13 protein-coding genes and 1 riboswitch are annotated in these 20,817 nt (G+C 72.1%); of the genes, 1 reads left to right on the top strand and 12 read right to left on the bottom strand.

The features are described 5' to 3' along the window. Window positions 1-10: 10 nt before the first annotated feature. The 12 genes from ABZ725_RS13790 to ABZ725_RS13735 all read right to left on the bottom strand — a co-directional run bounded on the left by ABZ725_RS13790 (window position 11) and on the right by ABZ725_RS13735 (window position 20,129). Window positions 11-8,338: an SDR family NAD(P)-dependent oxidoreductase gene (locus ABZ725_RS13790; protein ID WP_358802881.1), complete on the bottom strand. Its 8,328-nt coding sequence runs from the start codon at window positions 8,336-8,338 to the stop codon at window positions 11-13. A 67-nt stretch (window positions 8,339-8,405) separates the two neighbouring features. Then, window positions 8,406-8,900, bottom strand: coding sequence for a 4'-phosphopantetheinyl transferase (locus tag ABZ725_RS13785; protein WP_358802880.1), 495 nt, complete (start codon window positions 8,898-8,900; stop codon window positions 8,406-8,408). A gap of 40 nt (window positions 8,901-8,940) precedes the next feature. Continuing rightward, the gene (locus ABZ725_RS13780; protein WP_358802879.1) at window positions 8,941-9,372 is read right to left on the bottom strand and encodes a hypothetical protein; all 432 of its coding nucleotides are present in this window, start codon (window positions 9,370-9,372) and stop codon (window positions 8,941-8,943) included. 47 nt (window positions 9,373-9,419) lie between these two features. Continuing rightward, a complete protein-coding gene (locus ABZ725_RS13775) occupies window positions 9,420-9,665 on the bottom strand; it encodes an MbtH family NRPS accessory protein (RefSeq protein WP_358802878.1) in 246 nt (81 codons plus the stop codon). 563 nt (window positions 9,666-10,228) lie between these two features. Beyond that, on the bottom strand, window positions 10,229-11,098 hold the full coding sequence (locus ABZ725_RS13770) for a LysR family transcriptional regulator (RefSeq protein WP_358802877.1): 870 nt from the start codon (window positions 11,096-11,098) through the stop codon (window positions 10,229-10,231). A gap of 394 nt (window positions 11,099-11,492) precedes the next feature. Continuing rightward, window positions 11,493-14,342 carry an AAA family ATPase gene (locus ABZ725_RS13765; protein WP_358802876.1) on the bottom strand — a complete coding sequence of 950 codons (2,850 nt, stop codon included), beginning with the start codon at window positions 14,340-14,342 and terminating at the stop codon, window positions 11,493-11,495. 204 nt (window positions 14,343-14,546) lie between these two features. After that, a complete protein-coding gene (locus ABZ725_RS13760) occupies window positions 14,547-15,728 on the bottom strand; it encodes an MFS transporter (RefSeq protein WP_358802875.1) in 1,182 nt (393 codons plus the stop codon). A 260-nt stretch (window positions 15,729-15,988) separates the two neighbouring features. Next, window positions 15,989-16,579, bottom strand: a complete 591-nt coding sequence (locus tag ABZ725_RS13755) for a TetR/AcrR family transcriptional regulator (protein ID WP_358802874.1) — start codon at window positions 16,577-16,579, stop codon at window positions 15,989-15,991. Window positions 16,580-16,727: 148 nt separating this feature from the next. Beyond that, window positions 16,728-17,354, bottom strand: a complete 627-nt coding sequence (locus ABZ725_RS13750) for an NAD(P)-binding oxidoreductase (RefSeq protein ID WP_358802873.1) — start codon at window positions 17,352-17,354, stop codon at window positions 16,728-16,730. A gap of 208 nt (window positions 17,355-17,562) precedes the next feature. Beyond that, a complete protein-coding gene (locus tag ABZ725_RS13745) occupies window positions 17,563-18,432 on the bottom strand; it encodes a hypothetical protein (protein WP_358802872.1) in 870 nt (289 codons plus the stop codon). Window positions 18,433-18,526: 94 nt separating this feature from the next. Then, window positions 18,527-19,408, bottom strand: a complete 882-nt coding sequence (locus ABZ725_RS13740) for an endonuclease/exonuclease/phosphatase family protein (RefSeq protein ID WP_358802871.1) — start codon at window positions 19,406-19,408, stop codon at window positions 18,527-18,529. A 76-nt stretch (window positions 19,409-19,484) separates the two neighbouring features. Beyond that, window positions 19,485-20,129: a dihydrofolate reductase family protein gene (locus tag ABZ725_RS13735; protein WP_351902217.1), complete on the bottom strand. Its 645-nt coding sequence runs from the start codon at window positions 20,127-20,129 to the stop codon at window positions 19,485-19,487. Window positions 20,130-20,380: 251 nt separating this feature from the next. Then, window positions 20,381-20,490: riboswitch (SAM riboswitch) on the top strand. A gap of 33 nt (window positions 20,491-20,523) precedes the next feature. On the opposite strand from ABZ725_RS13735, the gene ABZ725_RS13730 reads away from it, so the two are divergent. Beyond that, window positions 20,524-20,646, top strand: a complete 123-nt coding sequence (locus tag ABZ725_RS13730) for a putative leader peptide (protein WP_351902214.1) — start codon at window positions 20,524-20,526, stop codon at window positions 20,644-20,646. Window positions 20,647-20,817 lie beyond the last annotated feature (171 nt).

The raw sequence follows: 20,817 nt of genomic DNA, 5'->3' as shown, positions 1-20,817 counted from the left end.
GTCCCCTGCCTCAGCTCTCGATGTCCAGTGCGTCCAGCTCCTCGTCGCTCATGTGCTCGACCAGGGCGATGCTTTCGAGGATCAGATCCAGCTCGCGCAGGCTCGCGTCCCCGGCCATGGGGAGGCGTGCGCGCAGTTCTCGGGCCATGTCGGAAAGGCGCGGTGCGTTGAAGACCGCTTCGGTCGGCAGCTCGACGCCCGCCCGCTCCTTGAGCAGGTTGATCAGCCGGGTGGCGAGCAGCGAGTTGCCGCCGAGCGAGAAGAAGTCGGTCCGTGCGGTCAGCGTGGCCGCGTCGACCTGAAGGACGTCGGCCCAGGCCTGCGCGATGACCTGCTCGGCGTCGGCGTCGGTGCCGGCGTCGGCGGGCGGCACGGGTTCCTGTGCCCCCGGCTCCGGTGCGGCCGCCCGCGGGTCGCGTCCGACCCAGTAGGTGCCCGCCTCGAACGCGGTGGCCGGCAGGGGCACCAGTCGGGGCCGCCCGGTGTGCAGCGCGCTCCAGGGCACCCGGGTCCCGCACACCCACAGGGCGGCCAGTTCCTCCAGTGCGCGGTCCTCGGCGAGCCCGGTGAGGAAGGTCTCGCCCCGGGCGCCGGACAGGACGGAGCTCCAGGCTCCTGGCTCGTCGTCGGCGTTGCCCCGGTAGACGGGTACGGTCGTGGGCGTGCCGGCCAGGTGTCCGGCGAGCGCCTGGGCCAGTTCGGCGCGGTCGGCGGCGACCACGGCGAGCCGCTCGGGCAGCGCCTCGCGGCCCAGCTGCGTGGTGTACGCGATGTCCGCGAGGCTCACGGTGGAGTCGGCGGCGTCCGCGTCGGGCAGGTCCGCCAGGTGGCCGAGCAGGCGCAGTACCGCCGTGTGCAGGCGTTCCTCGGTCCGGGCGGAGACCACGACGACCTGCGGCGCGGTGTCCGGGGTGACGATGCGGACGGCGGCGGCGGTCGGCGGTGCCTCCACGACCATGCTGACGTGACTGCCGCCCGCCGCCACGCAGTTGATGAGGGCCCGGCGGGGCAGGGACGGGCCGCCGGTGTCCGTGCCGCCGCGCGGCTCCCAGTCGGTCAGCCGGTCGCACAGTTCGAGCGGGGAACCGTCCAGGTCCAGGCGGGGGTTGGCGGTGCCGACGTCGACGAGCGGTGCGATCTGTCCGTGCCGGAGCTGGAGGACGACCTTGGTGAGCTGGGCGATGCCGGAGGCCGCCTCGGGGTGCCCGAGGTTCGACTTCACGGCGCCGACCGGCACCGGGGTGGTGACACCGGCGAACACCTCGCGCAGGGCGCGCAGTTCGATCTCGTCGGAGAACGCGGTGCCGTTGGCGGCGGATTCGACGTAGCCGATGGAGCCGGGTGCGGCGTCGGCCCGCTCCAGGGCGTGCCGAAGGGCGGCGACGTGGGTGCGGTGGCTGGGCGTCATGAAGCCGCCTGAGCGGCCGCTGTGCAGCGAGGCGGTGCTCTTGATGACGGCGTGCACGGTGTCGCCGTCGCGCAGGGCGGCCGCCAGCGGCTTGAGCAGTACGGCGCCGACCGCCTCGGCGGGCAGGTAGCCGTCGCCGTCGCGGAAGCTGCGTGCGCCCGGGTGGGTGCCGAGCAGTTGCATCTCCGAGAGGGCGACGTACTTGTCCTCGTGCACGGTCAGGTTGACCCCGCCCGCGACGGCCAGCTCGCACTCACCGCGCAGCAGGTCGGCACAGGCCAGGTGGACGGCCATCGCCGACGAGGTGCACATGCTGTCCACGGCCAGGCTCGGTCCTTCGAGGCCGAAGAAGTGCGAGACGCGGTTGGCGATGAGGTTGTAGGAGGCGGACGAGGTGAGCGCCGCGAGCACCGGTTCGGAGGCGTCCGCCCGATACATCTGGTAGGCGGCTCCGACGTACACGCCGACGCGTCGGCCATAGCGGCGCTCGATCACCTCCTGGGTGACGCCGCCCTGTTCCAGCAGGTGCCACACGGTCTCCAGGAACAGCCGCTGCTGCGGATCCATCGCGGCGGCCTCGCGGGGCGAGATGCCGAAGTGCAGCGGATCGAACCGGTCGATGCCGTCGAGGAACGCGCCGTAGCGGGCGCCGCCGTCGGTCTTCCAGCGGTCGGCGGGCACCTCGGTGACGCAGTCCCGGCCCTCGCGCAGCGCTGCCCACAAGGCGTCCAGGTCGTCGGCGTGCGGGTAGCGTCCGCCGATGCCGATGACGGCGATGTCCTGGTCCGCCGGGGGCGGGACCGTGGCGCGGGCAGTGGTGTCCGTCCGGGCCGGCTCGGGTACGGCGGTCCGCGGCCGGGCGGCCTCGGGCGCCGCTTCGCCGACGAGGGCGCGCAGCTCCTGCGCATGCTCGTCCGCGAGGTACCGCGCCAGTCCGCGCACGGTCCGCACCTCGAACAGCAGCGTGCGCGACAGCGGGCCGAAGCTCTTCTCCAGCGGCTCGACCATGGCCACGGCGAGCACGGAGTCCATGCCGTACCGCTCCAGCGGTGTGTCGGGGTCGAGTCGCTCGGGCCCGAGCTTCAGGGCGGAGGCCAGCACGCGCCTGAGGTGGGCCACGGCCCGGTCCTCGACGGACCGTACGGATCCGCCGCGGGCCGCCGTGGCGGGCGCGGGGGCCTGCGGTGCCGTATCCGTCGCGGTCGGAGCTGTCACGTTCTGCGGTACGGCGGTCTGGGGTGCGGCCGTCTGCGGTACGGCGGTCTGTGGCGCCGTCTCCTCGGCGCGCTCCGTCAGCCGGGTCAGCAACGCCTCGCGGTTGCCCGCCACCACCAGCAGCCTGCCGTCCGTGACGCCGCCCTCGGCGCCGGCCAGGGCCTGGTGCAGGGCGGCGAGGCCACGCCGCGTGTCGAGGGGGGCGAGGCCCAGGGCGCGCAGCTGTTCACGGACGGGGCCCTCGGCGCCCATGCCGCCCTCGTCCCACAGCGGCCAGTTGACGGACACGGTACGACCACTGCGCCGCCCGGCGCTCACGAGCCGGTCGCGGTGTCCGGCATAGGCGTCCAGGAAGGCGTTGGCGGCCGCGTAGTCGCTCTGGCCGGGGTTGCCGAAGGCGCCGGCGAGGGACGAGAAACAGACGAACACCTCCAGCGGCTGCTCCTGGGTCAGCTCGTCGAGGTGGACCAGTCCGGCGACCTTGGGGGCGAGGACCCGGTCGAGTTCCCCGGGGCTCTTGCGGACGACGAAGTTGTCCTCGACGACCCCGGCGGCGTGCAGCACGCCGGTCAGCGGGCCGTGGTCCACGTTCACCCGGGCCAGCAGGGCACCGAGCGCGTCCCGGTCGGCGACGTCGACGGTCTCGTACCGGACGGTCAGGCCGGTGGTGCGCAGGTCGTTCAGCGTCGCGCGCCGCTCGTCGGTCAGCGGCGAGCGCCCGGCGAGGACCACCGTGGCGTGCGCGACCGAGGCGGCGATGTCCCGCGCGACGTGCAGGCCGAGCCCGCCCATGCCGCCGGTGATGAGGTAGACGCCGCCCTCCCGCCAGGGCGCGGCGGCGGGCCGGGTGCCGGTGACCTCGGTGAGGCGGCGGACCTGACGGCGGCCTGCGTGGTGGCGTACCTCGGGCTCGGGGTCGGCGGTGGCCTCGGTCGCGAGGCGGGCGGCGACGGTGGCGGGCGAGGCGCCGTCCAGGCACTCCAGGTACTGGGTGTGCAGCTTGGGGTTCTCCAGGTGGGCCGTGCGCAGCAGCGCGCCCAGCCCGCTGAAGCAGGCCGGCCGGTCGCCGTCGCCGACGGCCGCCACCTGGAGCAGCGTGGGCCGTCGCACGCCCTGCTCCAGCAGCCGCCGGGTCAGCGTGAACACCTCGTGCACGGCATCGGCGTACTGCCGGTCCAGCGGTGCGTCCGCCGGTTCGAGGAAGGTGCACTCGGTCCCTGCGGGCAGGGCGGCTCGCAGGGTGTCGCGGTCGCCGTCGGTGAGCCGACCGAGCAGGACGACGTGCCGTTCGGCGAACGGCTCGCCGGGCACGGCCGGTGCGGCGGCGCGCTCGGTCCACTCGGGTCGCAGCAGCACGACGTCGGGGCTGTCGCCGTCCGGGGAGCCGGCGGCCGGTGCGGGCCGGTGCGGTGCGCCCTCGGTGTCGAGGTCGTACCAGCAGCGCTCACGGGCGAAGGGGTAGCCGGGCAGACTGATGCGGCGCACAGTGCTGCCGGTCGGCCAGGCGTCCTCCCAGCGCACTTCGGCGCCGTCGGCCCACTGCGCGAGCAGGTCCTCGTGCGCTCCCTGCCGTGTCCAGGCGTCCAGGGCGGTGCGCACCGCCGGGGCGTCGGCGGTGCGGTCCGGGCGGACGGCGCCGCGGTGCCAGCGGCCGCTCGCGGCAGGGGCGGCGACGAAGGCGGCGAGCCGTTCGCGGACGTCGGCGAGGCTGCTCGCGGCGAAGGCGAGGCGCTCTTCCAGCGCGATGCGTCCGGTCTGCAGGGTCCAGGCGATCGCGGGGAGGTCTGCTTCGGTCGCCTCGCTGAGCCGGGCGTACAGGCGGCGGGCCTGTTCGACGAGCTGGGCCTCGCTCTTGGCGGAGAGCACGAGCAGCGCGGGGCGGCCGTCGGCCGGGGCGGCTGCGGGGCGGGCGGGCGGCCGGTGTTCGACGATGACGACATGGGCGTTGGAGCCGCCGCCGCCGAAGCTGGAGACTCCGGCGACGCGTGGCAGCGTGCGGCCCTCCAGCACGGGCCGCCGCCAGGGCTCCAGGGTGCGCTGGACGTGCAGCGGGGTGCGATCGAAGTCGATGTGGGGGTTGAGGGTCGTGGAGTGCAGGCTCGGGACGAGTTCGCCGTGGCGCATCTGGAGCAGCACCTTGGTGACGGCGGCGATGCCGGCGGCGGACTCCAGGTGCCCGATGTTGGACTTCACGGAGCCGATGGCGAGCCGCTCCGGCGCGCCGCCCGCACGGCGGAAGCCCTGCTGCAGGCCGGAGACTTCGATCGGGTCGCCCAGGGAGGTGCCCGTGCCGTGCGCTTCGAGATAGCTCAGGCTGCGCGGGTCGACGCCGGCGGCGGTGAGCGCGTCGGCGATGACCTCGCCCTGCGCGACCGGGGTGGGCACCGAGTAGCCGCTGGTGCGTCCGCCGTGGTTGACGGCGGTGCCTTTGATCACGGCGTGGATCTGGTCGCCGTCGGCGATGGCCCGCTCGAGCGGCTTGAGCAGGACGGCGCCGACGCCTTCGCCGGGCACGTAGCCGTCGCCGCCCTCACCGAAGCTGCGGCACCGGCCGTCGCTGGAGAGGAACTTGCGCTGCCCGAGCACCAGGTGCTTGTTGGGGTGCGGGGTGAGGTTGACACCGCCGGCGAGCGCGGTGTCGCACTGACCGCTGCGAATGGCCTCGCAGGCCAGATGGACGGCGGTCAGGGAGGAGGAGCACATGGTGTCCACGGCCATGCTCGGGCCGTGGAAGTCGTAGAAGTACGACACGCGGTTGGCGACCGTGGAGGCGCTGCCCCACAGGGCGTCGGGTCTGCCGCGCTCCTGCGCCTGGGCGCCGAGGAGCTGGTACTCCTGGTACATCACGCCGACGAACACACCGACCCTGGCGTCGCGCGAGAGCCGGTCGGGGGTGTATCCGGCGTCCTCCAGGGTGTGGTGGGCGCACTGCAGGAACAGTCGTTCCTGCGGGTCGAGGTAGTCGGCTTCCAGCAGGGATATCTGGAAGAACAGCGGGTCGAACCGGTCGATGTCGTCCAGGAAGCCGCCCCAGCCGCCCGCCCCGGCCCCGGCGTACCGGCCGTGGTCCCAGCGGCCGGCCGGGACCTCGCGGACGCAGTCGCGGCCGGCGCGCAGGTTCTGCCAGAACTCGTCCAGGTCGACGGCCTCGGGATAGCGGCCGCTCACACCGATGATCGCGATGTCGCCGGGGCGGACGGCTTCGGGCTCGGCCGGCTGCTCGGCGGCGGGCAGCGGGCGGCTGGAGAGCCCGGTCAGCTCCACGCACACGCGACCCTGTTCGTCGACGACGGTGACGTCCAGCCGGGCGGAGGCCCGGTCGGCGCCGCTGCCGGGCCGGTGGCGGATCCACGCGTACGCGGTGGCGGGGGTGGCGGCGAGGGCCTCGGCGCGGATGAGGGCGAACGGCAGGGCGAGCGCGGCCGAGCCGCCGTCGCCCAGCCACAGGCCGATGGTGGCCTGGAGGGCGCCGTCGAGGATGCTCGGGTGCAGCAGGCCGCCGTGCAGCGGTTCGGCCGCCTCCGGCAGGCGCAGTTCGGCGAGGACCTGGCGGCGGCCCTCCGCGTCCGTCCCGGTGCGCAGCTCGGTCAGGGACCGCTGCGAGGGGCCGTACTCCAGGCCGAGGCCGCTGTAGACACCGTAGACGTGCTCGCCTGAGTACGTCGTCTCGGTGCAGGCGGCCCGCAGTTCGGTGAGGGGCAGGGTGCGCCGGGTGGCGTCCTCGGCGAGGCTCGCCCGGCCCTGGCCGCACAGCGTGGTGCCACCGTCGGGGCCGACGGCGAGGACCTCGTATGTGCAGCCCTCTCCGCCGGTGCGCACACGCACGCGCAGTGTCAGCCCGTCGGGGCCGTACAGGGCGGCCCGGAGCCACACGACATCGGTCAGCCGGACGGCGGCGGCATCCTCCCGGCCCAGCGCCCGTGCGACCGCCACGCGCGCCATCTCCAGCTGCGCGACCCCCGGCAGCACCCGGCCGCCGCGGACCTGATGGTCACGCAGATACGGTTCCGAGCCGTCGAAGCGGGTCTCGTACGTCACCTCGTCCGCCGGGCCGCCGGGCACGGTCCGCTGGAGCAGCGGGTGGGTCTGCGGGGCGGCGGGGCTCGGCGAGTCGCCCTGGGCCGCGGGCGTGTTCCGGACACCGTGGGCGTCGACGAGGTGGGACGCCATGGCCTGCAGCGTGCGGTGCTCGCCGAAGACGCCCGGGGTCAGCGCCAGCCCGTACCGCTCGTTCACCCGCTCGGCGAGCCGCGCGCGCCCGCCCAGGTCCAGCCCGAACTCGCTGAGCTCCGCGTCGGGGTGCACATCGTCGGGGTGCGCACCGAGAAGGGCCGCCACCTCTTCGACGAGGGCGGTGCGTACGAGGGAAAGGGCGTCGCGGGTGCCCGGGGCGGGCGAAGCAGGGGCCTCTTCGACCGGAGCTTCGGCGGCGGGAGGCCGGGCGGGGAGGGTCGGCGCGGCGGGAGCGGGCGGCGTGGCGGGAACGGGCGTGGCCGAAGCGGCGGGAGCGGCGGGAACGGGCGTGGCCGGCGGTGCCGCACCGGCACCAGCACCTACACCGGCACCGGCACCGGCACCGGCGGGCAGCTGAGGCTCCAGCCACGCCGCGAGCTCCGTGATCGACCCGTGCTCGAACATCACCGTCGGCGACAACTCCACCGACAGCCGCTCCTCCAGCTCCCCCACCAACGCCAACAGATCGGCCGAGCCCAGCCCCAACTCGTAATAGCCCAACCCCACATCCACCGCATCCGCAGACACACCCAGCCGAGAACCCACCAACTCCCGCAGCACAGCGGAGACGGGCAGGGAACCCACCACCGGCGCGGCGACGGGAGCGAGCACGGCCGCCGGCGCGGCGGGAGCGTCGCCACGGACGTCGAGCGCGCCGGCCGCCCGGATGCGCTTGGCGACGAACTGCCCGACCTCGGCGACCTTCTGGCCGGTCTCGTCGTAGAACTCCACGACCAGACGGATGAGTTCGTCGTCGCGTCGGACGGAGTCGGCGGGCACCCGGACATAGCAGCGCCCGCCGAGCGGCCCGGCCGCGCGGAACCGGTCGAACATCAGCGGGAGGTAGAGGCCGGGGCCGTCGTTGTCCCCGTGCAGCATGCCCAGGGCGACACCGCCGCCGAGGAGCCCGGCTTCGAAGAGGGCGGGGTGGAAGAGGAACGCGCCGGTGGTGGCCTGGTGTTCGGGGGCGAGTGCCAGCTCGGCGATCCAGTCGCCGGAACGGTGGTGGACCGCGCCGCCGAGCTTCATCAGGCCCGAGTGGAGGAGGTCGTACTCCCGGCACCAGGTGTAGATCTCGTCCATGGTGGTGCGCCGGGTCGTCCCCTGGAGGGGCAGCGGGAGCCGCTCCGTGAAGGCGACGGGGTCACGGTGGTGTGCGGTGACGACGGCGTGCACGACGTCGGTGGTGTCCTGGGCGCGGCGGCTGCGCACCTCGATGCGCCATCCCCCGCCGGCTGCGGGGCGCCCCTCGACGGTGGTCAGGACGGCCTCACCGGGCCCGGCGACGAGCGGCGCGAGGATGGTGAGGTTGCGCAGCTCCACCTCGGTCATGGGGTGTCCGTGCCGGGCGAGCACCTGGAGCACCAGGTCCACGTAGCCGACACCGGGCAGCAGGCTGCGGCCGTACACGACGTGCCCGCTCAACAGGGGGTTGTCGGCGGTGACGGTAAAGGTCTCGGTGAACGTGGGCAATGCGGTCATCGGTTTTCCGTCCCAAAGAAGGCGCGCGAGGATGCCCGAATGTGCATGGCGCGAACCGGGGATTCGTTTACGGACACGGGAAGAGCGATGGGAACCAGGATTTGTAGACAGTCCCCTTGCAACTGAACAGCAATCGGTCCCACGGCACCGCGTCGCTTTGTGCGCCGAGCCGTTCCACGAGGTCTCGTTCCGTCGGCAGGGCGACCAGGTCGAGCACGCCTCCGGGAAGCGGGGCACTCTCCTCGGCGTCGATGCCCACGGAATGCAGCCGGCTGGCCCGCGCCACCGCGGCCGCACGGTATCCGGAGCAGTGCGCCATACTGCCGACCACTCCGACCGGCCATTGCGGGGCCCGGTGCCGCCCGGGCGGCAAGGGAACCGGAGGAATTCCCAGTTCGCCGAGCGCGGCACGAGCACACCGGCGCACCGTCGAGAATTCCCGTCGGCGCCGTGGTACGGCGTCGGCAACGGCCGCGCGTTCCTCGGCGAAGAGATGAATGTCCGCGTCGTCGTCGAATGCCTCTGCGGACATCACGTCAGCGGGAAGTATGTCCTCGATCACGGTTCCCCCGAACCCGGTTCTCCAGCTGCTTATCAGGTGGTCAGCGAGAAGCGCTCGCCGAGTTCCCGTGCGCCGATGGCAAGATCACCGATCCGCTCGGCAGCGGGAAGAGGATGTCGTCGAGTTCGCGGTCGAGTTCCACAAAGTCGCGATGTGGGATGACGGCGGCGTTCTTCGGGTTCCTGGCGCGGGCCATCTGGAGCCGCTCAACGTTGGAGACCGTGGTGGTGGTCTCATCGAGGTACGGAACGTGCTCGATGTGCCTGGTGGGTTGCGCCGGTCCGGCGTGAAGGTCGCGGTGCGGTCTGTCACCGCCACCGCTGCTCGCGTTGTGCAGCGGGATGTTCTTCCAGTACCCGTTACCTAACTCGTCATACCCCTCTTCCACAGTCGGCACAGAGGCAAGAGGTTCAAGAACTTGCCTCAAGCGCTGTTGGTCGAGTTCGGTACAGCCGAGTATGTGCGAGCGCATGCGTATTCCCCCCGGTTTCGATTGCGCTTTTCGGTTGTGAAATGGACTCACACAAGCGGCGCCGTAGCCAGGCGGAGGCTGTGCGGTCGCATATCGGTCCAGTTCTCCTCGAGAAAGGCGAGGCAGTCCTGACGACTTACGGCGTCCGGTGCAACCTGCCATCCAGGGAGAACGCCGACTGCGGCGGGCCACAGTGAGTGTTGCCCTTCCCCGTCGCGCAACACCCGATGGATGCTGTCGGTCTCGCGAAGAGAACGGACATACAACACCTCCCCCTGGAAAGCATGGGCCATCGTGGCATTTCTGGGCAGGATGCGCCCAGGATCGCCACCTTGGATTGCCGATGCCAAGTGTCAGTAGCCGGAGGAGGTCGATCACGGGGATACAGCCCTCAACCCATGCGGTGTGAGGCTTCCCCGTCTCGCTCCCCCAATTCGATTCGAGAGCTTAGGTTGACTTGATCACGAGCGTCAACCACCTCTCGAGGATCGCGTAGCTCGATTCTTCAGCCCGGACCCACCGCTCAACAGCCTTCCCTGCGCGGGAAAAGAGGGAAGCGGAATTTATCCATGCTGCCATCAGGCCTGACCGGCCAGGCCCCTTGATCACAACCGGACCCTCGCGGGCGGCGCAGTCCGCGCTCGTGCCGATGACGCCCACGGCACACATGAACTGTGGGATGCCCAACTCGCCGCACAGGTCCGCGAATTGACGGGACGCACGCTGAGCTCCGCGATCGTGGTCCCGGCCGTGCGTGCCGCGGTGTACCGACGCGCACTGCCGTCGGCCGCCCCCGAACCGACCATCACCGCGACCCAGCTCAGAAGTGGGCGCCCCGCCGGGGTGCCCGCAGGTGTCACTTGATGTGCTGGAGCAGGGCCGCGACTGCCGGCGGCGCCTCACCCGGAGGTCTGACCACCATGACCTTCCAGTTCGGTGCGTGGCGGTCGAACGGATACTGGGACAGGTCGGGGAAGCGGTCCGCGATCGACTGGGGCATGATGCAGACTCCCAGGTCGTTGCGGACCAGTTCGGCCGCGGCGACGATGTCGTTCACCTCGAACGTCGTGACGCGCTCCACGCTCGCCGCGCGGAACGCCCGGTCGACCGCGTAGCGGATGGCCCAGCCCGGGGTGAAATCGACCAGGGGCAGCTGGGCGACTTCGGCGAGGGCTGCTTCGCCGGTCGTGGTGATGCCGGGGACGACCCGCCGGGGCGACGCCACCAGGACCATCTCCTCGCGGGACAGCAGGCGGGTCGCCAGTCCGCGTTGCTGCTGTCGGTCGAGGGCCACCACGGCAAGGTCCACGGTTCCGTCGCGCAGTGCCTGCCGGATGTCGGCCACCGCTGCCTGCCGGAGCTGGACGACCACGCCGGGATGTTCCGCGCGCAGGGCGGCCAGGGCATGGTGGAGCCCGGCCCAGACCCCTTGCATGGTGCCCACCGTCACTCGGCCGCGCAGCTGTCCCCGCACGGCGTCGACCGCCTCGCGCGCCAGTTCGGCGGCCCGGAGGGTGGCGCGCGCGGCGGGGACGAACGCCTCGCCCGCCGGCGTCAGGGTGACGCGGTGAGTGGTGCGGTCGAACAGGGGGGTGCCCAGTTCGCGTTCCAGGGACCGGACCGTTCCGGAGACGGCCGACTGAACCACATGCAGCCGTCTGGCGGCTGCCGTGAACCCGCCTGCGTCCGCCACCGAGACGACGACCTCCATCTGCCGCAGATCCATCATTCGCTCCCGGTCAGGCAGTGCCCCGTCTGGTGTGCGCGTAACGATCTTCGCTCTTCACCGCATGGTAGAACGCGGAGCGTCTCAGGCGCGGACGAGTCCGTTCCTGCGGGCACCACCACGTCCCCGGCGCCGGCGGGCAGGCGCGACCGAGGGAACGGGCAGACTCATTTCGACCCTCCGACCGCGCGGCGCGAATGGATTGACCGCCAGGGGTTTCGACCCTCGCGAAGGAAAGGAATTCCCGAGCGCCCGGGAACGGGATCGAAAGGCCCGCAGGCCCGGGCGGTGATTCCCCAAGGGGCTTTACACGGACGATCCTGGCACTCCGGGGCCGATTCACACATCGCATGTCGTCCCGTGAGCCGCGGACGGGGCGTGGGATACGAAGCGGTCACTCCACGTGTTCACGCGCTCGCGCCAGCCGGGCGAGTTCGGCGCGCGAGGTCAGTCCGAGTTTGACGAAGGCGTGCCGCAGGTGGGAGCTGACGGTGTGCGGTGAGTTGGCGAGGTGTTCCGCGACCTCCCGGTTCGTCATGCCCTGGGCCACGAGCCGCACCACGGCGACCTCCGACGCGGTCAGTTCCGGCCATGCCTTGACGGTCCCGGTGGACGTCGGGCGGCGCCGGGGAGCGCCCAGGGCGCGCAGCCGACGGCGGACCCGGGCGGCGTCCCGTTCCGCGGCTGCCTCGGTGTAGCGGTCGAGGGCCGCGTCGAGGGCTGGCACGGCGTCGGCGGGGTGGGCGACGGCCAGTCTCCGTCCGGCGTCCTCGAGAGCCGAGGCGTGCGGCAGGAGCCGGGAGATGCCTCTGTACAGTTCCGCGGCGCGCAGCAGGTGCGCAATGTCGTTGTCGAGGAGGCCTCGGGCGTGGGCCGCGGCCGCCGCGAGGATCGGGAAGCCGGGGTTGAGGGCCGCCCGGTGCTCGGCGAGGGCGGCCGCGGCGGCGGCGCGGTCGTGGGCGCCGGCGCGCAGGGCCATGCGGACGAAGACGGGCAGGTCCGTGGGATCGTCGGGACTGGCCAGCGACGGCCCTTCCCGCTCGAACGTGCCGAACGCCTCGTCGAGCAGCGTCATGGCCTGGTCAGGACGGCCCTCCGCGTCCGCGACGAGCGCCGACAGCCAGGAGCCGGCGTTGCGGACGAGGATCGCCGGATCGTCGAGCATCCGCTTCACCTCACCCGCGTACGCCCGCGCCGCATCGCGGTCGCCCGTGTGCAGGGCGACCCGCAGGAGCGTGTGCAGCAGGGTGGCGTCGGCGAAGTTGCCCATGCCCAGTTCGTCTGCCATGGCGGCGCCGGCCTCCGCCTCGGCCCGTGCGTCGGGCAGCCTGCCCGCGTCGAACAGGACCCGGGAGCGGTTCATGAGCCACAGCCGCATGGCGGCGGCCTGGCCCTGGCGCTGTGTGTCACAGATTCCGGCCTCGGACTGGGCCAGCGCCTCCGTCGTACGGCCCGCCGCGTTGAGCAGGAAGGCCTTCCACAGGGCCTCCGGCACCCACAGCGAGCGCGAGAAGCCGGCCTCGGACGCGATGGCCTCGGCCTGCTCCGCCCGTTCGAACGCCCTCTCCCAGTCCAGCCGGTAGTACAGGACGACCGAGTGGACCGCGATGGCGGTGGCCTGGGCAGCCCTGTCCCCCGTCTGCTCTGCGGCGAGCAGTGCGTCGTCCACCGCCCGGGCCGTGACCCGGAAGTCCCCCACCATCCCGAGGTTGAGGCAGCGCAGTGCCAGCAGCTGGGCGCGCAGGGCGGGCGGGATGTCCGCCAGGGCGGCTCCGCGGCCGGCGTGGCGCGCGGCCTCGGTGAAGTCGTACTGGCTCGACACCCGTGCCAGGCCGAGCCGTACCTGTGCCTCGGCCGGTGGGGGCATGGTGCCGGGCAGGGCCTTCTCGGCGAGCGCGCGGGCCTGGGTGACACGGCCGGCGCGCCACAGGAGCACCATCGTCTCGGCGACGATCGCCGGCCGGTCCGGTGCCTGCCCGGCGGTGAGGTCCAGTGCCTGCCGGCTCAGTTCCGCCGCCGCCGACGGCGCCGTCTCCGACAGCTCCGCGGCGGCGGCCCGCAGCAGTTTCACGGCGGCCCGGTCGCCGGGCTCCGCGCTGTCCACCACCAGCGAGGCGGCCTCGCTGAGTGGCGCGCCGCGGGCCAGCATCACCTCGGCGGCATGCCGTCGCAGGGCCCGTCGCACGGGCTCGGGAAGGCAGCCTTCGATGGCCTCGCGGATCAGGTCGTGGCGGAAGAGCAGCCGTCCCTCCCGTTCGGCGAAGAGGTCGGCGTCGAGGGCCTCCTGGACGGGTCCGACCAGCGCGCCGACGGGCCGGTCGAGCAGTTCGGCCAGGAGCTCGACGGTGACGGTGCGGCCGACGGCGGACGCGGCCTGTACGAGTTCCCGGGTGGGCTCGGAGAGGCGGTACAGGCGCTGTCGTATGGAGGTCTGGAAGCGGGCGGGCAGACGGCCGCCGTTCACCAGGCGGGCCCTGCCGTCCTCGACGATCACCGAGCGTTCGGCAAGCATCCCGCGCAGCAGTTCCACCAGAAGCAGGGGGACGCCTTCCGCGCGCCGGGCGACGTCCAGCGCCGCGCGCTCGGGCGCCGCCCCGAGCACGTCCTCGGTGATCTGGGCGACGGCGCTGTCGGGCAGCGGGCCCAGGCGGATCCGGTGCGCGCCGTCCCGGTTGATCCGGTCGAGCGTGGCGCGCACCTCCGGCGTCCCCTCGCCGCCGCGTACCGCCACCAGCCACAGGATGGCGTGTGCGGACAGGCGGGCCGAGAGGGTACGCAGAGCGAGCAGAGTCACGTCGTCGAACCACTGGACGTCGTCCAGGACCACGGCCAGAGGGGCGTTCAGCGCCGCCCGTTCCAGTCGCTCCTGCAACTCCTGCAGCAGCCAGAACCTCTGCTCGGGGGCCGCCGCCAGGTCCCGCAGCCTGGCGATGTCGAACAAGGGTTCCCCATGGGCCTGTGCCCCGCCCAGCAGCGGTGCCAGCGGCACGAACTGACTGTCGGGGTCCGCACCGCCCCAGAACACCCGGAAGCCCCTGCGCTCGCCCTCCGACCGCGCCTCCGCGAGGAACCGGGTCTTGCCGCTGCCCGGTGGGCCTTCCACGCACAGCACCACGCCGCTCCCCCGGGCGAGCGCATCGAACCGCGCACCGACCAGAGCCCATTCCTCGTGCCGCCCCCGGACCGGTGACCGATGCACGTCGTCGCCGGGCAGGGGCGGGGGAGGTGGCTGGAAACGGTTCACGCGCGGTCCTGGGAAGAACGAAGAAACGGAGGCGTGTCGAGCACGAACGGAGATGGAAAGCGGAGAGGCACATCGCTACAGGCCCAGGATGGCACATGCCCACCAGGGGGAAACCAGGTCACATGGGGCGACGGGGACACCGGGCGGTCGCCCGGTGTCCCCGTCGCCCCATGGCCCTTCCCGGCGGGCCGCCGGTGTCCTGTTTCAGGCGTTCGTTCCGCTCGGCTCGGTCTGCTTCCCCGGCCGGCGCTCGGAGGTCCAGTAGAGGAGTGCGGCCAGGGGCAGCGCGGCGCCCAGGGCTGTCAGGCCGCTCCAGCCGACGGCGTGGTAGACGACCGATCCCAGCTGGGAACCCACCGCACCGCCGACGAAGAAGATCGCGATGAACGCACTGTTCAGACGAGCCCGCGCGGCAGGATCAAGCTGGTAGATCGTGTGCTGGCCCAGGATCAGCGTCGTCTGCACCGCCATGTCGATCAGGATCGCGGCCACCGCGATCAGCACGACGCTGTGCGCGCCCAGGCCCGCCAGGACGAACGCCGACGCCGCGACGACGAACGCCGCACCCGTCATCGGACGCGCGAGCCCGCGGTCCGCCCAGCGTCCCGCAGCCGGGGCCACAGCCGCGCCAGCCGCACCCACCAGTGCGAAGACACCCACCCCCAGCTGCGAATAGTGCAGGTCCGGACCGGTCAGAACGAAGGAGACAGTCGTCCAGAAGGCACTGAACACCGCGAACATCGCCGCCTGATACAGGCCACGGCGCACCAGCACCGGATGCGTCCGCACCAACACCGCGGTGGAACGCAGCACATGGCGGTAGGCGACGTCCGTGGTCGGCTCATGCCGCGGCAGCGCCAGACGCAGCGCCACCCCGAGCACGGCCATCAATCCGGCCGAGCCCAGGAAGACCACCCGCCAGCCGGCGAGGTCGGACACCACACTGCTCAGCGTCCGCGACAGCAGGATCCCCGTGAGCAGACCGCTCATCACCCGGCCCACCACACGACCGCGCGCATGATCGGGAGCCAGTCCCGCCGCGAACGGCACGAGTATCTGCGCCACCACCGACGTCGCACCCGCGATCAGCGAGGCAGCCAGCAGCATCGGGAAACTCACCGCCAGCCCGGCCACCACCAGGGAGACCGTCGTGACCGCCAGCAGACCGGCGACCAGACTGCGCTTCTCCAGCCGGTCCCCCAGCGGGACCAGGAACAGCATGCCGATCACGTATCCCACCTGGGTCAACGTGATCAGCGCCCCGGCGGACGACGTGCTGACGCCAAAGGCACGGCTCAGCGTCGACAGCAGCGGCTGCGCGTAGTACAGGTTCGCCACCGTCATACCCGAGGCCACCGCGAAAAGCGCCACCAGCCGGCCGGGCACCCCCGGCGCAGCGCCTTCGACGGACTCCGAACGACGCCCCGACACAACGTCAGACTCTCCGGACATACGCACCCTCCGACCAACAGGAGCCGGGAAGCCCGGCCCACGCAGACGATCCGATCACCGCCCGCGGTCCTTCTGACCGCCGTCATGGATCCACAACCGTCCCCGCCCCACCGCGCTTCCCCCACCGCGACGATGACCTGAGATGACAGCCATCTCTCCCGGAGATGACCAGGAAGGCTCTGGAGAGCTCCCTGCTACGTCGCCTTCCCCGGTCCGGGGGCTCCCGTGCGCAGGCCGTCCATGACGATGTCCAGAAGTCGTGCGGTGCGGGACTGCCAGTCCCCCTGACGGTCGATCTGCCAGATGCCGGCGATCGCGAGGACGAAGTCGTCGGCGGTCACCTCCGGGCGGATGGTCCCGGCCTCGTCGTTGGCACGGAGCAGGAGTTCGATCGCGCCGACCACGAGCGAGTAGCCCGGCTTCTGCGGACCTCCCGTCGCACTCGTGGCCTGACGCAGCGCCTCCCCCAGGCCCGCCTTGGCCGTGGCGTAGCGGGCCAGGCGGTCCATCCATTCACGGAGGGCCTGGTCGGGCTCCCGGACCTTCAGCAACTCGGCCGCGCCGTCGACGAGTTGTTGCACCTCCTGGCGGTGCACCTCCAGGACCAGCGCCTCGCGATCGGGGAAGTGCCGGTAGAGCGTGCCCTGCCCGACGCCCGCCTTCTTGGCGATCGCGCTCAGCGGGACGTCCGCGGAGCGGGTCAGCTCTTCGAGGGCCGCCTCCAGGATGCGCTCGCGATTGCGCTGCGCGTCCGAGCGCTGCCGGGCGTCACTCCTCGACTCCACTGATACTCCTCCTGGACCCCATAGCGGACAGATGTCCATTTGGGGCCACCCTAACGGGTGCCGAACACCGGCCCGGGAGCCCGCCGCCGTCAGGTCGTCGATGCGGCGCTGCCGCCCGTCGTGGGCGGCAATGGGCGGCGGCAGCCGGTCAGTCGCTGATCACAGGGCTGCGGTGGATCCACTCGCCGTCGTGTGCCGCCGCGTGCAGGAAAGCCGCGACGTCCGCCCGGCTGATCGTCGGGTTGCCCTTCATCGGCAGCCGGTCGCCCGCGCTGAATGCGCCCCTGGCCGGGGCGTGGGTCAGCCTGGTCGGGAGGACCACGGTCCAGTCCAACCCGGTGGAGCGGATGTGCTCGTCCGCGATCGCCTTGTCCGCATAGAGCGACCGCAGCAACGTGCGGTAGATCGCCTTCTGCGTGGTGCTCGACCAGTCGAGGGTGTGGCCGACGCCGAACGACGACAGCCACACCAGGCGGGAGACGCCGGTCTCCTCGGCCGCCTCGATCACGGCTGCCGCGGAGCGCGTGAAGAGGCCGCCCGCACGCACGGAAGTGCCCACGCCGAGGGCGGACACGACGGCGTCCTGCCCGGCCATGGCGGCGGCCACGTCGCGTGGCGCGGTGGCGTCGCCGGTGATCGGTGTGATCCGCCCGGCGAGATCGTCCAGAGCCGCGGGGTTGCGCACAAGGGCCGTGACCGTGTCGCCGGATCGCAGGGCCAGGTCGACGAGATGGCGACCGGTGGGACCGGTCGCGCCGAGAACGAGCAGTTTCATGGCAGCAGAGATCTTCCGTGCGGAGGAGACAGTACGCGGACGCAGGGGCCGTCGCGCTCGCCGACCGTGATCGGGTCACATAGGTTCACGACGACACACCGAAACGGACAGTTGTCCGCTACGGGAAAATTAGCGGACAGCTGTCCGTTTCGCAAGACGGAGCGATGCCGACCGGGCCAATCGGCCCCGACCGGCCGCGTCAGCCGCGTCAGGCCTTGCCGAGCAGATCCGCCGGAAACGCCCCCGCCGCCACCGCGACCCGGGCGAACGTCGCCCCCAGAGCCGTCAGGCGTGCCACGCCCTCCGCTCCGAGGTGCTCGTACGGAGCCCGGTCCAGGCGGTCGGTCTCCTGCTCGATGTCCTCGCGGAGCGCCACGCCTCGCTCGGTGAGCTCGCCGGCGCCGTCCAGCAGCCCGCGGTCCCGCAGACGGGCCGTCACCGCGTTCCAGTCGTCCAGGGTCCAACCACGGGTGGTCACCACCCACTTCGGTGTCATGCCCTTGCCCGTGGCGGTGTGGGTCACCACCGCCTCCAGCCCGTCGAGCCCCGCGGACATCAGCACCGCCAGATGCCCGTCGCCCCGGTGCTCGCGCAGCAGGGTCGCCCCGTGCCAGAACGCGAGGTGCGGCGCGTCGGGGACGGAGAGGTCGGCGTGCGCCGAGTACAGCGGCCGGGCGCTGCGCCCGCAGGCCTCGACGGCGCGCAACGCCAGCCGCGCGGCCTCCGCCATCTCCGCGGACGCCAGGGCCTCCTCGCCCAACAGCCGCCGCAGCGTCGCGTCGACGGCACGCGCGCGTGCCGCGAGCACCTCCGCGGGGGTGGCGATCGACCACACCGCGGGCACGTGCCGGGCAACGAGGTCGTGCTTGTAGTTGTAGAAGGTCGCCGTCACCGCGCCGGCCCCGACCGCCCCCAGCGCGGCCGCCCGCGCGGCGAAGTTCACGGCCTGGGGATGGGTGATCCCGAGAGCGCCCAGCTCCCGTCCCAGTTCGGGCGCGAAGTAGTGCGTCGCGTGCAGGGAGTTGAGCGGATGGTTACATCGTCGACCGGCGCGCGGCTCGAGGGCAGCAGTAGTCATGCCCAGCAGGTTACCGACCGGTCATTACCCCCGCTGCTCATGGCGCAACGCCCCGCCCGGGGGTCCAAGTCGGCCTTACACGGTCCAAGTCGGTCTAGGTGAGGTCCAGGTCGGTGTGCACCAGGTTGTGGTCCGAGTGCTCGGTCGGGTGCACACCGTGCTCGATCGCGACGATGCCTCGCAGGAAGACGTAGTCGAACTTGCTCTGCCAGTCGGTGGTCGGCTCGCAGGATCCGGTGGTCGGGGGATGACACCGCGGGTCCGTGTCCGCGGCCAGTGCCCACATCCCGGTGAGCTCGGAAGCGTCCGGCACGGCGTTGAAGTCGCCGAGGACGATCGCGCGGTCGTGCCGGGCGACGGCCGCGGCGAGTACGCCGACCTGGTCGGCCCGGACCGCCTCCTGACGCCGTTCGGCGAGGTGCGTGTTGAAGACCCGAACGGACCGGCCGTCGACACGGGTGGTGACTGCCATGTACCCACGGTCCTCGGATCCGCCGTCGGGGTATTCGACCGTGACCGGGTTCGTCATCGGCGCCGCCGAGAGGAGCGCCTGGCCGTAGCCCCCCGGACTCCACGGCGCTCCCCCGCAGCGGCCCCAATTCTGCAGAACCGTCCCGTACTCGACGTGGTAGACCAGCCCGTAACGGTCCTCCAGATAGCCGCGGATCCGCTCGACGTCCCGCACGCACGCTTCCTGCAGGCCGATCACCTGGGGCGCGTATGTGGCGATCTCCGCCGCCCGGTCGGCGTTGCTCTCCTCGCAGGGGTTGCAGATGTTCCACGTCATGACCCGGTTCGGCACGACATCCCGGACCGCGTCGACGGGCGGCGACCCGGCTCGGGGCTCGCCGCTCGGCGCCCTGGAGCCGACGAGCACTATGCAGGCCACGATCGCGGCGCCCACGAGCAGCCGCATGTCCCTTCCGAGCACCATCGCCTCCCAGGAGTGGCTGCACGTGGCATCCGACGTCTCCATGCACGAGGTTATGGGACGGAGTTGTGAACGACGCATGCGGTGTGCGGGCCCCGGACCCGCCCGGCGCGGGGCGGCTTCAGTCGTCGTGCCCGAGGCCGCGATCGGGTGCGCTCATGTCCCCTGTGCGGGGCGTGCCGTCGGCGAGCCCGTAACGCAGGTACACGGTGCCCTTCGGACTTGCCGTCGGCGGTTCGAGGAGGGTGATGTTCGTGGGCACCGCGCCGCCGTCGAACACCTTCTTGCCGACGCCGAGCACGATCGGGTGCACCCAGAGGTCGAGACGGTCGAAGAGCTTCTCGCGCAGGAGGGTCTGCACCAGGTTCAGGCTCCCGACGACCTTGATGTGCTCGTGCCGGTCACGGATCTCGCGCACCGCGCCGGCCAGATCCGGGCCGAGCTGCGTGGAGCCGGCCCACGAGAGGTCGGGCCGGCCGCGGGAGGCCACGTACTTCGGGACGCTGTTGAAGAGGGTGGCGATCTCGTTGTCCTCGCCGCCCTTCTGGTGCGGCCAGTAGGCGGCGAAGATGTCATACGTCCGCCGGCCGAGCAGGAGGGCGTCGGTGCCCTCGTAGGCGGCGCCGATCTGCGCACCGGCGACCTCGTCCAGCAGGGGCGCCTGCCAGCCGCCGAACGGGAACCCCGCAGGGTCCTCGTCGGGGCCGCCGGGCGACTGCCCGACGAGGTCGAGGGTCGCGAACAGCTCGATGTCGATGAGGCCCATGTCTACTCCCGATGAGGTGGTCGTCCCGGTCGGTAAGTAGACCTGTGGGCGTGGGCAAACTCATCGGTACGCCGCACCGGCACTCCCGTTCGCGATGGATCACGGGCGGCGTCCACGCTGGGTGGCCGCCCGGTGTCCGGCGTCACCGCAGGTCAGCGGCCTGTCCATGCCGTCCGATGCCGGCGTCCGGCATTTGGACGACGATAGTGCGATATTGACGGGTCACGGAAGTGATCCGTACGATCGCGGGTGGCATTGAGTGTCAGCGTCAAGCCCTGGCTTGCTGACCGGCAACCCTCCTCCGCGGTGGGGTGCTCCAGGTGAAAGCCCGGCGGGGTCGACGACCCTGCAAGCGCGTGGCCCCGGCACCGGGGCCTGAGAGGGGAGGACCACCGTGCGGATCGACTGCAACCTGAGTGCCTCTCTCGCCGCCGCGGCGGCGTTCTCCGGACTCTCGCGCAGGCGCCACATCGATCTCCAGCGCTTCGCCGGCTGTCTGTGTAGCACCTCCCTGTAGCACCTCCCGACGGCCCGTCTCTGCACGCCTGCGTGCGGCGGCTGACCACACGTCACCTCTGCGGCCGACGTGCGCCGTCGGCGTCTCCGGCGATCCCCCGCCTCCCTCCCTTCCCCCCTTCCCCTTCCTTCGTCTTTCCCCTCGCAGTCGACTTCCCCTGCGTCGCCATGC

It is taken from the genome of Streptomyces sp. NPDC006872 (assembly GCF_040635845.1).
Classification (GTDB): domain Bacteria; phylum Actinomycetota; class Actinomycetes; order Streptomycetales; family Streptomycetaceae; genus Streptomyces.
The sequence above is the reverse complement of the archived record's forward strand: the minus strand, read 5'-3'. Positions and strand labels throughout refer to the sequence as shown.

What these genes read in the sequence shown, in the direction of transcription:
- ABZ725_RS13790 (WP_358802881.1), bottom strand. Translation starts at nt 8,338, where the DNA reads ATGACCGCATTGCCCACGTTCACCGAGACCTTTACCGTCACCGCCGAC.
- ABZ725_RS13780 (WP_358802879.1), bottom strand. Translation starts at nt 9,372, where the DNA reads ATGCGCTCGCACATACTCGGCTGTACCGAACTCGACCAACAGCGCTTG.
- ABZ725_RS13775 (WP_358802878.1), bottom strand. Translation starts at nt 9,665, where the DNA reads ATGGCCCATGCTTTCCAGGGGGAGGTGTTGTATGTCCGTTCTCTTCGC.
- ABZ725_RS13770 (WP_358802877.1), bottom strand. Translation starts at nt 11,098, where the DNA reads ATGGATCTGCGGCAGATGGAGGTCGTCGTCTCGGTGGCGGACGCAGGC.
- ABZ725_RS13750 (WP_358802873.1), bottom strand. Translation starts at nt 17,354, where the DNA reads ATGAAACTGCTCGTTCTCGGCGCGACCGGTCCCACCGGTCGCCATCTC.
- ABZ725_RS13745 (WP_358802872.1), bottom strand. Translation starts at nt 18,432, where the DNA reads ATGACTACTGCTGCCCTCGAGCCGCGCGCCGGTCGACGATGTAACCAT.
- ABZ725_RS13740 (WP_358802871.1), bottom strand. Translation starts at nt 19,408, where the DNA reads ATGGAGACGTCGGATGCCACGTGCAGCCACTCCTGGGAGGCGATGGTG.
- ABZ725_RS13735 (WP_351902217.1), bottom strand. Translation starts at nt 20,129, where the DNA reads ATGGGCCTCATCGACATCGAGCTGTTCGCGACCCTCGACCTCGTCGGG.